This is a genomic window from Paenibacillus sp. FSL W7-1279, from assembly GCF_037969845.1.
Classification (GTDB): domain Bacteria; phylum Bacillota; class Bacilli; order Paenibacillales; family Paenibacillaceae; genus Paenibacillus_AQ.
In genome coordinates, this window is sequence record NZ_CP150215.1 from 4242605 (window position 1) to 4257534 (window position 14930).

Below are 14930 nucleotides of genomic sequence, written 5' to 3' on the forward strand. Positions count from 1 at the left end.
TAGTATAAAATTTGTTTTTCGATCTTTCCCCTTATTCTTTCACCAGCATGACCGGCACCACGATTCTTCTCGCCTCAAAAGCCCCTTCGATCTGCTCAATTAGCAGCTCTACGGTCAACCGGCACATCTCCTCCTCGTTTTGGCGGATGTACGGCACATTCGGCAGATCCGGCGGATCGAACGTGATCAGCTCCAGTTCGTCCGGCACCTGCCTACGCGATGCAACTGCCGCTTTATAGGCATTTCTGCACAGCTCCGTATTGGCCGTAATGATGCCGGTAATATGGGGATTGTCATCTATAAACACTCTGATGTGTTCGACGGATTGACCCGATGCGATCTCATCCAGCGGGAGGAGACACCATAAGCTTTTGTCGATCGACAATCCATGCTCCAGAAATGCCTGCTCAAACCCTTGGGCCCTCTCGTCCGTCACCGTATTCGTAATTTCGGGAGAGATGAACGCGATAGACGAATGGCCTTTGTTAAGCAAATATTCAACGGCTTCCCTTGTGCCGTTTACGTTATCCGAGCTTACACTGTACGTCTTGATCTCCTTCAAGAACCGGTCGATCAGAACGAAGGGGAAACGGTCCAGCGAGAGCCTCAGAATCGAATCGTTGTAGGTCTCGTTTTCAACCGGAAAAATGATCATGCCGTCCACCCCTTGCTTGAGAAAGGACGAGATGACCTTGGATTCCTCGAGCTGGGATTCGCGCGTAATTCTCAGCATCACTTCATAGCCTGCGGCAGACGCATATTTCTCGATGTTATCCAAAAAACGCTGGTCCACTTTCGTTTTCATCGTCGGCAGCACTAACCCGATCCGCCCGCTTTTGCCCGGACCTGCCGTCCATTCTCCCAACTGATCAATCGCCGTGGCGTGCTCCGGCTTGCTCATGACAAAGGTGCCCTTGCCTTGAATCCGGACGAGCAAGCCTTCCTCCATCAGTCCAACCAGCGCATTTTTGCTTGTAATTTGACTGACGCGGTAACGTTCGGACAGTTCCTTCTCCGAAGGGACCCGGTCGCCTTCCCGCAGCTTGCCGATGGCGATCAGCCGCTTGATATCTTCCTGTATTTTTTTGTATAGCGGCAGAGATTTCAATGCCCATCACAACCTTTATAATTTAAATAGTATATTTAGTATATTATTATAATATAACTTCGCTTTTGTAAATGACTAAAACATCAATCGAGAGGATTCGTAAAGGAGTCTGACTGCCTTTATAGGATCTTTTTCTTGCGATATCGGGAAATGCCCAAGCTTCGAAATTTATACTTTCTGATATCTTCAAAAAAAGAAACGGTCTGAACTTAGTTCAGACCGTTTCTTGGCGGGCTATTTCATTGATTCTTAAATTGTACTAGGTGAAGTCGAGATCATTCCGGCCTTATCCACTGGACTGGTACGACTTCACGCCTTGGCTCGTGCGTACCGGACAATTGTTCCGACAGCAAATCGACGACACGCCGACTTACTTCATCCAATCGCTGACGGATGAAAGGAATGCCATCAAGATCCGGATCGTCAAACGCGGCCAGCTGAGGTTCGTTCCCCGCCCCCTTCCAAATCTCCCGAATGGCATAATGGGCATAGCGGGCCAATTCCGCGTTAACGGCAAAGACGGCAGTGATATCGCGCTGTTCGCTCAGGAAACGAACGACCTCCCGTTGTCCGTTCCCCTCTGCTATGGTCTCCAAATCCAGCATGCACCACAGTGTCTTATCTATAGGCAAGCCTTGTTCCATGAAAGCGGCCTCGAAGCCTTTGGCTCTTTCGTCCGTAACCGAATTTGTAATTTCCGGTGACAGGAAGGCAATGCGCATGTGCCCAGCAGCAAGCAGACTGGATATAGCTTCCCGAACGCCTGCATAATTGTCCGAACTGACGCTGTACGCCTTGATCTCTTTCAAGAAACGGTCAACAAGCACCAAGGGAACCCGGTCGAGCGACAAGCGCAGAATCGCGTTATTGTAGCTTTCCTGCTCGACAGGGAAAATGATGAACCCGTCGACTCCTCGTTCCTGGAACTGCTTGATCGCTCGGTATTCTTCCTCTTGTGACTCGCGTGTAATGCGAATCACAAGATCGTATCCCCTATCCGTACAATAGCGTTCCAGACCGTCCAGCAGCTGCTGGTCGATCTTGGTTTTCATCGTCGGCATAATAATCGCGATCGTCTTTTTCGTACCCGACTGTAGATGCGGCTCTTCCGGAATGACCAGCTCCCGAACGAAGGTGCCCTTTCCCCGATATCGCACTAACAAGCCTTCCTCCACCAAACCGTTGAGCGCGTTTTTGGATGTAATCTGGCTTACACCGTACCGCTGGGCCAAGTCCTTCTCCGAAGGTATCAAGGCTCCTGCTTGCAACTCGCCGCTCTGAATGCGCTGGCGTATATCGTTCTGAATACGTTTATATAACGGTTGCTCCATGTCTGACCTCTCTTTTTATGTCAGTCCCGAATGAAAAATAATATATATTTAGTATATCTTAAATGATATTAATTACGATACAATCCATTTTAGAAAGCGCTTTCTAATTCGGGTTGGGAGGTTAATTGCATATGAAACGGAACACAGGCTTCTGGAAGAAACCACTTTCGTTCATTGTTATGCTTGCACTTGCTCTAACGGCAATTCCATTGTCGCCGGTTCATGCCGCTTCATCAGGCATGGCATGGGCTTCGCAGCAGATTGCCATCTATACGCCGCCATCGGGAGGTGTATGGTACCCAAGGCTGCTCAAGCTTACGCCAAGCGAGTGGCTCGTATCCTTCGACACCAACGCTGGCGGTGGCAACACGCGCATTGTGGTCTCCAGAACGCAGGACGGTGGCTATACATGGAGCACTCCGGTCACAGCTGTCTCAAGCACCGCGGGCAATGTGGGGAACGGTCAAATGTTAAGGCTGCCGAGCGGGGAAATCTGGTTAGCCTATCGGCAGGTCGTTCAGAATGGCTCCACCTATGAGATCCAGCTTAATGTCCGGCGAAGTCTCGACGGTGGTCACACCTGGAGCGATTTACCGGGCGGATTGATCGGGAGTTCAACCGCCTCCAGCTTTAAAGGTTTGTGGGAGCCGCATTTGGATATGATCAACGGCACGATTGCCGTGCTTTATGCGGACGACAGTCCGGCAGCGGTCGGAACGACCGGCCTGCAAAATTTGTATATGAAGACCTGGAACGGAAGCGGCTGGGGCAGCCGGATCACGGTCAGTGACGGAGTTGCCGCCGGCTCCCGCGACGGCATGCCGGTCATCACGCAAATGAACGACGGGCGGTATATAACCGTTTTCGAAGCCTCGGACGTTGCCGGCCACCCTTTTGTCATCAAATATAAAATTTCGCCGGACGGCTTCAATTGGTCGGTTCCCCGTCAAACGATGTACGTGCCCAGCGGCAATGGCAAAAAAGCGGGCGCTCCGTTCGTCGTTAAGCTCGCCGACGGTCGTCTTATGGCTGCATTCCAAACAGATGAAAGCAGCGCCAACACGGGGGATCCTTACTCATCGATGTTTACGATGATCAGCTCCGATAACGGCGCGTCATGGCAGTACAAAACCAACGTGTTTCCGGTATCTGATACGAAATCCTCCAACTGGAATGCGCTAATGGCCGTTGATTCCACTCGTGTTGCTGCCGTCACCAGCGCAACTTATCCGTCAAACGGCATCTATCTGCGCTTCGGGCATACCGTAACACCGCCGCAAACCAATCTGGTTAACAATCCCGGCTTTGAAACAGCCAATGTGGCGGGCTGGACTACGTACGGCGATGATTACCCGAATCGGATTCTTATTCATGGAGCCAATGACGGCGTTGGACTTCCCGCTGCCGAAGGCTCATACTTTGTCGGTCTCGCAGGCACAAGCGGACCTTCGACCGCATATGTCGGACAGACGATTAGCGGTCTCGATAACGGCACGTATACGATGCGAGCACGCATGCGCAGCAGCGGGGGCCAGAACAGCTGTGTCATGGAAGTGAAGGAGTATGGAGGCAGCATGCTTCAAACCGGGTGTCCGGTGACGACGGCGTGGACACCTGTCACGATATCCAATATTCAAGTGACGAGCGGAAAGGCAACGATCGGATTTTACGTATCCAATTCGTCCTCTTCCCAATGGGCGGATATCGATCAGGTCGAGTTCTTCCGAAACTGACAGGAATATAACTTCCGGCTAAAATCAATCGTCTAAATGAAATGAATCCATTCAACGATGGAAGCAGTTAAGGATGCATTAAAGTTGGTTTTACTTTAGTTCCAGGGTCGTCCATAAGTCATCATAGATGACATAGGACGGCCCCTTCTCATTATAGTCAGCTAATATATCTACTTCATGCCCTATGTCAATATTCGTTGTATGAATGATCATCCCTTGATCTCGCCGGCTTACATCTCTCCATACATGGCTTCCGACACAAGAAACGCTGTACCGTCGTATTCGTACCGCAGCCGGACCGCGACCGGGAATTCGCCAGGCGAAACCTGTATCGGCACCGATGCATATAAGATGCCTCCCTCAACGTAATACCTAACCATGTTGCCAAGCGCGGGCTGATCCAGCCAATATCCCGCGTCTTCCTCCATATATTCAAATGTGCGAGTTACCCCGTCCAGCGTGAATTGAAAGATCCGTTTTCCCGCTTCTGCTGTCGCACTATAGCTAAGTCTGGATTTTACCGCAAGCACCGGATCGGCTGACATCACTTGTCTAAAATTTTCTGTCAGAAGTTTCAACTCCGATTCTCTAATGCTGGTACCGTAACCGGTTGTCAAAATGATTGCAAGGACATCCTCCTTGTTGTTTTTTGCAGGCAGCAACGCAACGTCCGGATAGTAGGTTTCGTTGCTCACATTCTTCCAATCATGAAAGGTGTGTTCCATGTCGCCATACTGAACGTGGATGGAGCGGATCATCCCTTCTTTTTGAACCAGAGTTCCTGTAATCTTCAGGCCAATCTCCGCATCCTCCTTTAATATCACGGTATTCCCCTGTTCGTCTCCAGCCTTGATTTCATTCATAGGCGCTCCCGTTTCGTCTATGTCTATTTGCTCAATAAGCGAGATTTTGTGCGAATCGTTACGGATGGTAACGTCTATCGTTTCCTCATACGTCATCGGAATCGAATCCCGCAGCAGCAGACGAAGTTGATATACAGTTTGTGCTTCTTCTGCGTTTATCTCCTTTACGTGCACTTCATACACCCAAGGGCTGGACACATCATAGCGGTCAAGCGGCCATTTCACCTCGGAATGCTCCCATATGTCAGGCGATGGGCCTCCCCAGATGCCCAGCTCTCGCTGTAAGAGTGCTGCGGCCAGTGTCACAATCGTACGGTCGTTAGCCTGTTTGACTTCATTTTTCGCAAGGTTCCACCAATCGAAGTCGCCTCCACCCCCAAGTAAGAAGCTGGATTCAAACGTTCCTCCTCCCTGTATAACTGGATTACCTGGACTTGGAGCTACCGGTTGGGGAATAGATGGGGCCTGGTTTCCGAACCAGACCCCAACGCCGAGCACAAGCAGCAAAGCTGGAACGATAACCACAGCGGCTCGGCTCCATCCAAAGCGGGATCGATTTTTTTCAACAACTTTAAGCTGTTTCTCCACGGCCTCCATCATGTCAGCCCCAAAGCGCCGATTCTTAAAAGGGGGGCTGGCCAGTCTCCGGTTCCAATCCGGCTTCCATTCATTCATCGTCGTTCGCTCCTTCCGAATCTGGCTGCAACCTTCTGTTTGGCTCTGTAAATTCTAGACTTTACCGTCCCTGGCGAAAGACCGGTAATGCCGGATATTTCCTCTATGGATAGCTGATGATGCACACTCAACACGAGGGGGTCTCGAAATTTACCGGGCAGCTTTAGAACCTCCTGCCACAGCTCATCCGCTTCCTCCTGTTTCAAATACTCCGACTCGGCAGATGGCGAAGACGTCGTCCCGTTCAGTCCATCACCCGGCGATCGCCCGCCGATCAGCACCACTCTGCGCAAAAACGCTCGTTTCATATAGGAAAGCGCTGTGTTTCGGGTGATTTTGAGCAGCCAGGTTTTGATGGAAGCCTCCCCGCGAAAGAAGGCAACCTTTTGATAAGCTTTAATAAACACATCCTGCGCGATATCATCCGCTGTATGTGAATTTCTGGTGATCACGTAAGCATAATTCCAGACATCCTCACCGTAGGATTCCATCAGCATCCCGTATGTCCGATATATTCAGTTCCGCAGAATGCTGTATCTGCATCTCCCTCAAGCTGTTCGCCCCCCTTACCAAAACAGACTCCATAAGGTCGATGAAAGTTCCCGAAATCAAATGAATATTATCCGGCAGTTTAATATGGAATGGTCGTCACCTTTACCGATTCTCCTATGAACGAAAAAGGACACCTGTTTAGGTGTCCCTCCGTTTGTTTTGTGCAAGCTGTTCAGACCTGCTTATCTGCGGCGATCAATAAGAAAATGGGGCGCCTTAATGCGTCATGCCATTCCGGATCCTCAATCTGCTCGCGTTCTGGTTTAAGTTCAGACATTTCCCTAAACTGGAATCCGGTTTTCACTAACGCATTTATCTGTGTGGCTATATTCCGATGGTACTTGGTAACATCATGATCAAGAAATCTAGATTGACGTCCTCCTTCCTCATGGTAGTGATCCAAAGGCCAATGCAGCTTCTTCCCGTCCGGGCTATAATACCAATCTTGTTCGGCCACAGCAGTAAACACTGGGTGTTCAACTGAAAAGACGAACGAACCTCCAACCGTTAGACTCTGATATACCTTTTTACAGATATCCTCGAAATCACGAATGTAATGAAGTGCAAGCGAACTAATCACGACATCAAACTCGTTAGCAGGGTAGTCATAGTCCTCTATTGCGGACTGCACATATTCTATATTCGTGTCATCGGTCATCAATCTTGCCCTCTCCAGCATGTTCCTTGAGATATCCACCCCGACCACAGACCTCGCATGCTGCTCTCTTACGTACCTGCAGTGCCACCCGAATCCGCAGCCGAGATCAAGCACCTTTTTATCACTAAGATCCGGAAACATCGATCGAAAGGCACGCCATTCTCCTGCACCTTCTAATCCTTTGATGGAACGGGGGAGTTGATTGTAATTTTCAAAAAATCCCTGATCGTCATACTTGTTTTGCTTCAACTTAAATCTCCCCTTCACGTTTTTGTAATTCCACCCCATTATATTGAGCCTATTTACATTTCTCAACGCCAGACTTTTTTCTGCTTTAAACGTGATCTTGGATCAATCATTCTAACTCAAACCGTTTATTCCATATCTTCATTCAGACGCAAGGTGAACACAAGTGCCCACTCCGTTTTTCTTAACGAATCCGTTGTAAGGTCCGCTGTATGTATTTCATTAGAACTTGTAGCATGCATGCCAAATACATGTACCGGCTGATCGATCGTAAACGAACGTGGGCGCGTATCCTGAATCAATCCTTGTGCCATCAACGTTTTGTCCCAAGGAATGGTAAAGGTAGTCAGGCTTGATCCCGAATGGGAATTGGTGTTGACTTTAATCTTTCTGAACTCCTCGAGACCTTCTTTGGATTCCGTGTCCACGGATATGATTAGTTCTACTTCGTTGCTGTCCTTTTGCTCGTCCGAACTGTAAAACAAATCTCCGATCGACCCTGCCGAATCTACCTTCTGCCCGTTCTTCCAAATATCAATATCCAAGCTGACATTAGGTTTATTTCCCTCATACTTTAATGTAAATGCACCCGTCATCGGACCGAGGAATAACTTAAACTTTGCTGCGTCCCCTTGGAACAAATCCACGGGTGTCAATTGGATCTCGGCAGCTGCCGAATTGTTCTCAGGTGAGATCTGCTCTTTGGTTCCTGCAAAGCACCCCGTTAGAATCATGAAGACAATCAAAATACACGCTTTAAATCTCAATGCACTACCTCCTTTAATCTATGCTATCGACGGTGCTACACTTGAATATCGCAGCCATCAAAAGGCAAACCTCTCTCAATCAGCTTAACAGCGTAGTCTATTGCATTCCGTTGGTCCTCTGTAAAGCTGCTCTCATCACCATTCCATTCACTTAACCACCAGAAGTAAGAACAAATATTTCTATACTCCATAAACAAGGGGATTGTTCGTTTCCAGTATTCGGAGAGCTGGTGTTCCTTCTCGTAACCCATGAGGAATTCATGCAAGAACTGTTGGGCAAACCTGCTTTTGGTGACACGATCTTCTGCATGCACTCCCCACCAAACGGCATGAGTGGCTGCTATTGCAATGTCTAACGAAAACCAGCCATAGATACTATCGTCAAAGTCAAAGACCGTTATTTCACTGTTGTTGATAAAAAAATTATACGGATGAAAGTCATGATGTATCAGTCCAAACGAATCGCTCCCCCTCGGCAGTGAATCAATCGTACTTTCCATGGAAATCAATTTTTCAAGAAGCATATAGAAATGGCCTCGCTGCAGATGAGGATTATTCATACTTCTTCTACTCCAGGTGTCTCTCTTCCCAAGGATGTCAGGTGGTTCATATGATGTCGACAGTCTATGCATCCTTCCCATGGTTTCTCCCCAATTCCTGAATATCTTCGGGCCCCATAACTGCTCATTGTGTTTATCAAAAAAACGACCTGCTGCCTCGTGAAAAGCAGTTGCGATATACCACTTATCTTCATCATAGAACACGGCCATTGATTCATGATTACATGTATGAATGGGTAATGAAGCACGTACACCGTTCTTTACTAAGTAATAAAGCCAATCCATCTCCGCCCTGATCTTCGGTGCATACTCGTGTGATTTCTGAGATAACCGCAAGATATAGGATTGATCACCCTTAGTAAAACGATATACTTCATTGGTCGAGTTGCTCAGGAAGATTAACGTCCTTATATTAAATTCAAAAGATTCCGCGGCTTGAAGCAATATCTTCGAGCTTGCCATTCATAATGCCTCCATTCTTATTAAGATCCTTATGATTTCGGAAGATACCCTTCGCGAACGCACGCAAACAGCCGTATAAGTTCGATTCGTTTGGTGCATTGTAGTAATGCAGAGATTACAAAGTTATCACAACATGGAGGGATCGTTTTGGCGAAGAGTAAACAGCATCAAGAAGCGCACGGGATTGGACAAGTAGAACAACAGCTGAATAATCAAATGGAGGCTGCCGAAGACATTCAAGGACAATCGAAACTGGATCAAGACATAAAAAAAGCCTCTCAACGCCGGGTTGATCCATTGAAAGACCCTTCAAAATAAGGAGCTATGTCATGAACAAACAAAGAGCGATTGAAATTTCGAAATCGGCCATTATGAAAAATGTAACTTATCAGGATACCCCTATCTTTATCCAGCATGTCAATGAGGATGAAACTGCCCGCGTCTATCCGATCGGAAACTCGGAGCAGGAAATGACCGTCCCTTTATCCAGTCTCACCGAGCATCCATAAGTATAGAAGACATTCACCCTAATATAATCAAACCCGAAATAACAAAATCCCATCCAGACTCGTCGGTGGGATTTTGTTATGATTCAAGTAGCACACAAGCTATTCCTTTATTTCAACGATGCCGGTACCTTTACTCCGAGGAGCTTCCCCTCTGCTTGGATGATGATCATACCGTTCGTCTTTAGGGTCGACTCGTGTAAATCTGATCCAGTCGTTACTTTAAAGACTGGCCGGGATGTCATCAAGTTGATGCCGAGTAGTGTACCGTTACGCTGTGCCCGGTATAATCCTTTCCCATACACATCAATCTGCGCAGCAGGTGCATCGCCGTTCCATCCGATCCGTTGACCATTTGCAAGTTTGGTACCGGCCAGCTCACCAGTCGATCTGTTATTGAAAATCAGCCGTTCCTGAACCAGTCCGATCAACTCCCAGTCGCCCCCATAAGGGCGAGGAAAAGTTCGCAGAGGAACCTCACCTTTCTTATAGGTGTCAAATTTGTATTCGGCCACCTTATTGCCCTGATCCATGTATAACTTCCCTTAGTTCATAAATAAGCCGCCCCCGCCGTACTCATATGGCGGCTCCCCCGTCATCTTCCAGCTATACTCTCGGCTGCTCTTCTTTACGCCTGTCTTAAGATTATATACATTTACGATCCATTTGCGGTCCGGAAGCGACTGATAATCAGCCAGCAATGGAGAATAATAGTCAACCGAATACACGAGATTGTCTTTGATATGAAGCGCTTCTCCCTGACCAAAATGGTCCCATAACTTCTTGCCCGTCTTTTTGTCATAAGCATTCAGTTGAATGGATGTTAGTGCTCCTTGTACATAGAACGTCCGAAGGATGACTCCATCCGCCTCCTGAAGGTAATCCGTGCCGTTTCCTTCTCCTGACGGCTCATTCATTTTCCATCGCAGCTTTCCTGTTGCCTTATCAAAAGCGAAAGTTGCGCTCCCTTTGATTGCATAGAGCGTATCATTAGTCGGCACCAGCGCTTCCGTTCGCAGGTGCGCATCCATAAAGATGGATGTGTTCGACTGCCATTTCAATTTTCCTGTCTTTGCATTCAGCGCGTATGGCTTCTGACCTGCCGATAGGCCGTAAATAACGCCATTATCATAAACAATATAAGGTTTCAGGTCTTTACCGTAGCTCCACAACCGCTTGCCTGTGCTCGCATCCATGACGATGAGTTTGTTTCCCGCGAATGCAAATACCTTCCCCTCTTCAGCAATGGCCTGGTGACCTGAAACATCGTTCTCGCCCATATTCAGATAATTGTCCACCTTTACCGTCCAGGAAGGCTTCAGTTCGGGTACCTCGATTGTTGATGAATTATGCCAGTTGCGTACCGAAACATCGGCCGTTTCTGCATTCACTTGCGAAGGTGGTACTACCAATACGCCCTGGACAGTAAGTATGCCTGCAGCGATGCTTGCAATGAGACGCCGTCGTAATCGAGCTTTGAGGCTTATACTTGATTGTTTCTTCTTGATGTTAAGCATGAATTCCCCTCCCATTTGTTATGGCTTCTTGCTTACGACCAATATAACGCTCAAAGAAGGGATAAAGTTCCAAGCGAGCTCTAAATAATCTTTAATGATCTAAAACGAGCTTCGCAAGGAGTTTGTCGGGATGGATGGCATATTCTCCCCAGCCGCTACCATCGAAGCTTGTTTCTAGCATTTTGTAATACAAGTCCTAATTATGGTGACTACGCCATTTTGAATACTAAAAAAGCTTGGGATCCTGAACAGGATCCCAAGCTTTTATGAGGGATATTATATTGTCTTACATGTTAACGCGTCGCTCATAAACTCTTCTTATAAGTTCTTCAATGATCTCATCAGGTGACCGGTCACCCAACCAAGTTTGGCCATACATTTGCAATATTTTAATGAGTGGGCCATCTTCCCAAAATCCGACGAATTCATCATTGAGATAAATCTTTTCTACGACATGCTGGTTCATCTCGTCCAGACATTCTTCCAGTACCGATTTCGCAATCGGATCGCTAATCCAATCGCTAATCAGGCTGAATTTATGAAATGATACTTCTTCCTTCCCAAATTCACAATACAATCGCTCGGTAATTCTTATATCGCGAGAAGAGCTGCCAAGTGCAATTTGGAAATAACCGCTCTCCGCTACCCAGCGGTTATATTTGGTATTGTAATAGGCAAAGTCTCTCTCTTCAAGTTCAAAGACGATCTGTTGTTTCTCCCCAGGAGCCAACTCGATTTTAGAAAATGCCTTCAATTCTTTCTCCGGACGCGTCCAGGTGCATTCTTCGTCATGCACGTAAAGCTGAACGACCTCTTTCCCTGTTCGGTTCCCGATATTCTCCAGCCAGAAAGAGACCGTGATCCCTGTCTCCGTTTGAGTTGTCTTCATATCCTTATAGGCAAACGAAGTGTAGGATAAGCCATGGCCAAACGGAAACTGCGGAGCGAGTTCCTTTCGATCGTAGTATCGATAGCCGATGAACAGCCCTTCACGATAATACAGCTTGCCGTTTTCACCGCGAATCCTCATATGTGAAGGATTGTCTGAAAGCTTAACCGGAAACGTCTCGGACAATTTACCGGAGGGACTCACCTGTCCAAACAAGATTTCAGCAATCGCTTTGCCCATGCCTTGTCCGGAAAGCCATGAGTGAATGACAGCGGGAACATGCTGAACCCAAGGACGCATCGCCAAGGCTGTTCCACTGCTGGTCACCACAATGCACTTCGGTTGTACGGCTGCAATCGCTTGAATAAGCAGGATCTGCTGTTCCGGCAAATCAATGCCCTTCAAATCACGCATCTCGGATTCTGCGTATTCAGGCTGGCCAACGAATATGACTGCGACATCAGATTTTGCCGCCAATGCGACACTTTCCTTGATCATTTCCTCATGGACGGAGTCATCTTCAGGGTAACCCTCAGCATAACTCAACTCAACGGAAGCTCCAGCCAACGCCTTCATTTCTTCAAATGGAATATCCACGCGTGTAGGCGTTACTTTTGCGCTGCCGGCTCCTTGAATTCTAGGTTTTTTGGCAAAACAGCCGATAACCGCAATGGAATGGGTTGACTCCGCATGAATCGGAAGGATGCCATTCTCATTCTTAAGAAGCACAATGCTTTCTGCTGCAGCTTTTCTCGCAAGATTGTGGTACTCCATATCGGATGCCGGAACAGCTTCCTCCATACCCGTTACACGTTCTACGAGTTTTAGAATACGGGCAACGCTTTTATTGAGCTGCTCTTCTGCAAGAGCTCCGCTCTCAACGGCTTTGATAATCGCTTTCGTGTTATAACCGGCAGGTCCCGGCATTTCGAGATCAAGTCCTGCTTTCAGTCCACGAATCCGATCATTCACGGCCGTCCAGTCTGAGATGACAACCCCCTCGTATCCCCATTCTTCTCTCAAGATATCATGCAATAGGTGTTCATTCTCGCTGGTATACGAGCCATTGAGCAAATTATAGGAGCACATGACGGTCCAGGGATCCGATTTCTTAATAATTCGTTCAAAGGCGCTTAAATAAATTTCGCGCAGCGTCCGTTCGTCTACTTCTGAACTCGTCACCATTTTCTCGAATTCCTGGTTGTTGCAAGCAAAGTGTTTAAGTGACGCCCCGACGCCTTTGCTCTGGAGGCCATTGATGAAAGCAGCGCCCAGTTCCCCTGTCAGGCAAGGATCTTCGGAGTAATATTCGAAATTTCTTCCCCCAAGCGGAGTCCGTTTCATGTTGATTCCTGGGCCGAGCAGCAATTCTACGCCCATCTCTTTGGATTCATTGCCAAGTGCTTCCCCGACTTCGTGCAGCAGTTCCGTATTCCACGAAGAACCGATAGCTGCGCCCGTGGGATAACAAGTTGCCGGAACATTCTCTGTCGTAATCCCCATTTCATCGTCACTGTTCGTTTTGCGGATCCCATTCGTTCCGTCATACATATGAACCGGCGGAATGTTGAGTCTCTCGATCCCCTTGGTCATCCACATATTTAATCCCGCACAGAGGGATGCTTTCTCAGTAAGTGACATTTCCTTTATCAATTCATTAATCGATGCCTTCATTTGTATTCATCCTTTCATATCAAGCTTCTTCTTGTAACTCCCGCTCTTTCTTCAATTCCTGCGCATCGTACAGTTTAAAAAACGGAAACCATACGGCGAACACAATCAGCAGGACAACGGCGAGCAGAATAAGTCCATTGAATCCGGACATGAGGTAAGTCGATACACCGATCGGCGTATACCACAGCTGGAAGATTTTACTCGGAATTTGTGCAAACCCCATATCAAGAGCTAGGTAGACGATGATGGGTGTAATAAGAGCATTGATCCACATAGGCACCATCAACAGCGGATTGAAAGCAACTGGCGCTCCATACACTACAGGCTCGTTAATATTAAATAGAGAAGGTATCAAAGTTGCTTTACCAATGGTTTTCAGTTTCTTGGATCTGGCAAACAGGAACCAGATCACAAGCGGTAAGGTTGCACCCATCCCTCCGATTCCAAGCCATCCGGAGAAGAAAGTTTCAAAGGTATTTATGTTGACGGGATCCAGTCCCTGCGCCACCAATGCGGCATTTTCTTCAATTGCCGGAATCCATATAGCATACCAGATGGGCATTAGAACCCATGGGCTGACTCCGAAGGAGTACAGCACAACTCCAATAAAGTTGAACAGAACAAACCCGAACAAGCTTTGCCCCATTGCATTAATAGGCTCAAATACGCTCACAATCAGTCCAAAGATATCAAAATGGAGCTGATACACAAGAACCCAGCCTAAACCCATAATCACGGCAATCGGAACTAGGAAGTCAAACCAATCCATAATAAACTCTGGCATGGAAGACCCTTTTTTAAAGAATGAGAACTTACCGCAGACATTCATGATGACGGCGATGAACACGCCGACAATAAGTGCCGTTACCATGCCCGCAGGACCGAAACGCTCAAGAACGAACTGAACGGTTCCGTCCTCGTTTACGACGGGATTAAGCAGCATGAGGAATAAGGATATGCCAGTCATTCCCGCCAGCAGCTTGATCTTGTGTCTCTCCTTTTTCTCCATGACCGTATACGGCGTTAGAAATGCAATAAACAAACCGAGAAGACCGAAGCTGAATGTTGTAATTGGCGTTAAATCCGGCATTCCAGGAATGAAGTCTTGCAAAATTGAAATCAAAGTAATAATGGAACCAATAAAGATCATCGGGATGGCGACCATAATGGCTTCTTGAATCGATGCTATCCAAATGTTATTTGTAATCGCATCCAATCTTGGCGCAAAGGATTCCGTCATCCATTTCATGAAACGCTTCATCTGTGTATTCCCTCCTGTGTTTCTGTTGTGGACATAGCTATAGTATAGATTCAATTGTTAACGCTTACTCGTTGTAAATTGCCTCGTCTATGGTCGTTTTTTGTTCATTTCTCGTCTTGGGAGCCGGC

Annotated in this window: 14 protein-coding genes; 3 read left to right on the forward strand and 11 right to left on the reverse strand. The window is 47.4% G+C overall.

Annotated elements, in window-relative coordinates:
* Positions 1–31: 31 nt before the first annotated feature.
* Positions 32–1108 (reverse strand): GntR family transcriptional regulator, encoded by a 1077-nt coding sequence (locus MKY82_RS18775; protein WP_339217803.1) that lies wholly within the window; start codon positions 1106–1108, stop codon positions 32–34.
* Positions 1109–1383: 275 nt separating this feature from the next.
* Positions 1384–2439 (reverse strand): GntR family transcriptional regulator, encoded by a 1056-nt coding sequence (locus MKY82_RS18780; RefSeq protein WP_339217805.1) that lies wholly within the window; start codon positions 2437–2439, stop codon positions 1384–1386.
* Between the two features lie 131 nt (positions 2440–2570).
* Here MKY82_RS18780 and MKY82_RS18785 point away from each other — a divergent pair, with 131 nt between their 5' ends.
* Positions 2571–4172: a sialidase family protein gene (locus MKY82_RS18785; protein ID WP_220684926.1), complete on the forward strand. Its 1602-nt coding sequence runs from the start codon at positions 2571–2573 to the stop codon at positions 4170–4172.
* A 230-nt stretch (positions 4173–4402) separates the two neighbouring features.
* On the opposite strand, the gene MKY82_RS18790 is transcribed toward MKY82_RS18785, so the two are convergent.
* The 5 genes from MKY82_RS18790 to MKY82_RS18810 all read right to left on the reverse strand — a co-directional run bounded on the left by MKY82_RS18790 (position 4403) and on the right by MKY82_RS18810 (position 8955).
* Positions 4403–5710: a hypothetical protein gene (locus MKY82_RS18790; protein ID WP_339294084.1), complete on the reverse strand. Its 1308-nt coding sequence runs from the start codon at positions 5708–5710 to the stop codon at positions 4403–4405.
* The gene (locus tag MKY82_RS18795) at positions 5707–6201 is read right to left on the reverse strand and encodes an RNA polymerase sigma factor (RefSeq protein ID WP_339294085.1); all 495 of its coding nucleotides are present in this window, start codon (positions 6199–6201) and stop codon (positions 5707–5709) included. Before MKY82_RS18795 ends, MKY82_RS18790 begins: the two co-directional genes overlap by 4 nt.
* A gap of 233 nt (positions 6202–6434) precedes the next feature.
* Complete coding sequence (locus MKY82_RS18800) at positions 6435–7169, reverse strand: class I SAM-dependent methyltransferase (RefSeq protein ID WP_339294086.1); 735 nt, start codon at positions 7167–7169, stop codon at positions 6435–6437.
* Between the two features lie 125 nt (positions 7170–7294).
* Positions 7295–7933, reverse strand: a complete 639-nt coding sequence (locus tag MKY82_RS18805; RefSeq protein ID WP_194543131.1) for a hypothetical protein — start codon at positions 7931–7933, stop codon at positions 7295–7297.
* A gap of 35 nt (positions 7934–7968) precedes the next feature.
* On the reverse strand, positions 7969–8955 hold the full coding sequence (locus MKY82_RS18810; protein ID WP_339294087.1) for a phosphotransferase: 987 nt from the start codon (positions 8953–8955) through the stop codon (positions 7969–7971).
* Between the two features lie 147 nt (positions 8956–9102).
* Between MKY82_RS18810 and MKY82_RS18815 the strand changes: the two genes are divergently transcribed.
* On the forward strand, positions 9103–9273 hold the full coding sequence (locus tag MKY82_RS18815; RefSeq protein ID WP_194543133.1) for a hypothetical protein: 171 nt from the start codon (positions 9103–9105) through the stop codon (positions 9271–9273).
* Positions 9274–9284: 11 nt separating this feature from the next.
* On the forward strand, positions 9285–9464 hold the full coding sequence (locus MKY82_RS18820) for an H-type small acid-soluble spore protein (protein ID WP_194543134.1): 180 nt from the start codon (positions 9285–9287) through the stop codon (positions 9462–9464).
* A 107-nt stretch (positions 9465–9571) separates the two neighbouring features.
* On the opposite strand, the gene MKY82_RS18825 is transcribed toward MKY82_RS18820, so the two are convergent.
* The 4 genes from MKY82_RS18825 to MKY82_RS18840 form a co-directional block, all read right to left on the reverse strand.
* Positions 9572–9994, reverse strand: a complete 423-nt coding sequence (locus MKY82_RS18825) for a hypothetical protein (protein WP_339294088.1) — start codon at positions 9992–9994, stop codon at positions 9572–9574.
* A gap of 12 nt (positions 9995–10006) precedes the next feature.
* Positions 10007–10978: a PQQ-binding-like beta-propeller repeat protein gene (locus MKY82_RS18830; protein WP_339294089.1), complete on the reverse strand. Its 972-nt coding sequence runs from the start codon at positions 10976–10978 to the stop codon at positions 10007–10009.
* A gap of 286 nt (positions 10979–11264) precedes the next feature.
* Positions 11265–13541 carry a glycoside hydrolase family 3 C-terminal domain-containing protein gene (locus MKY82_RS18835; protein WP_339294090.1) on the reverse strand — a complete coding sequence of 759 codons (2277 nt, stop codon included), beginning with the start codon at positions 13539–13541 and terminating at the stop codon, positions 11265–11267.
* Between the two features lie 19 nt (positions 13542–13560).
* Positions 13561–14802 (reverse strand): PTS transporter subunit EIIC, encoded by a 1242-nt coding sequence (locus tag MKY82_RS18840; protein WP_194543137.1) that lies wholly within the window; start codon positions 14800–14802, stop codon positions 13561–13563.
* Positions 14803–14930: the final 128 nt, after the last annotated feature.

What these genes read in the sequence shown, in the direction of transcription:
- MKY82_RS18825 (WP_339294088.1), bottom strand. Translation starts at nt 9,994, where the DNA reads ATGGATCAGGGCAATAAGGTGGCCGAATACAAATTTGACACCTATAAG.
- MKY82_RS18820 (WP_194543134.1), top strand. Translation starts at nt 9,285, where the DNA reads ATGAACAAACAAAGAGCGATTGAAATTTCGAAATCGGCCATTATGAAA.
- MKY82_RS18795 (WP_339294085.1), bottom strand. Translation starts at nt 6,201, where the DNA reads ATGGAATCCTACGGTGAGGATGTCTGGAATTATGCTTACGTGATCACC.
- MKY82_RS18785 (WP_220684926.1), top strand. Translation starts at nt 2,571, where the DNA reads ATGAAACGGAACACAGGCTTCTGGAAGAAACCACTTTCGTTCATTGTT.
- MKY82_RS18810 (WP_339294087.1), bottom strand. Translation starts at nt 8,955, where the DNA reads ATGGCAAGCTCGAAGATATTGCTTCAAGCCGCGGAATCTTTTGAATTT.
- MKY82_RS18780 (WP_339217805.1), bottom strand. Translation starts at nt 2,439, where the DNA reads ATGGAGCAACCGTTATATAAACGTATTCAGAACGATATACGCCAGCGC.
- MKY82_RS18790 (WP_339294084.1), bottom strand. Translation starts at nt 5,710, where the DNA reads ATGAATGAATGGAAGCCGGATTGGAACCGGAGACTGGCCAGCCCCCCT.
- MKY82_RS18835 (WP_339294090.1), bottom strand. Translation starts at nt 13,541, where the DNA reads ATGAAGGCATCGATTAATGAATTGATAAAGGAAATGTCACTTACTGAG.
- MKY82_RS18840 (WP_194543137.1), bottom strand. Translation starts at nt 14,802, where the DNA reads ATGAAGCGTTTCATGAAATGGATGACGGAATCCTTTGCGCCAAGATTG.
- MKY82_RS18830 (WP_339294089.1), bottom strand. Translation starts at nt 10,978, where the DNA reads ATGCTTAACATCAAGAAGAAACAATCAAGTATAAGCCTCAAAGCTCGA.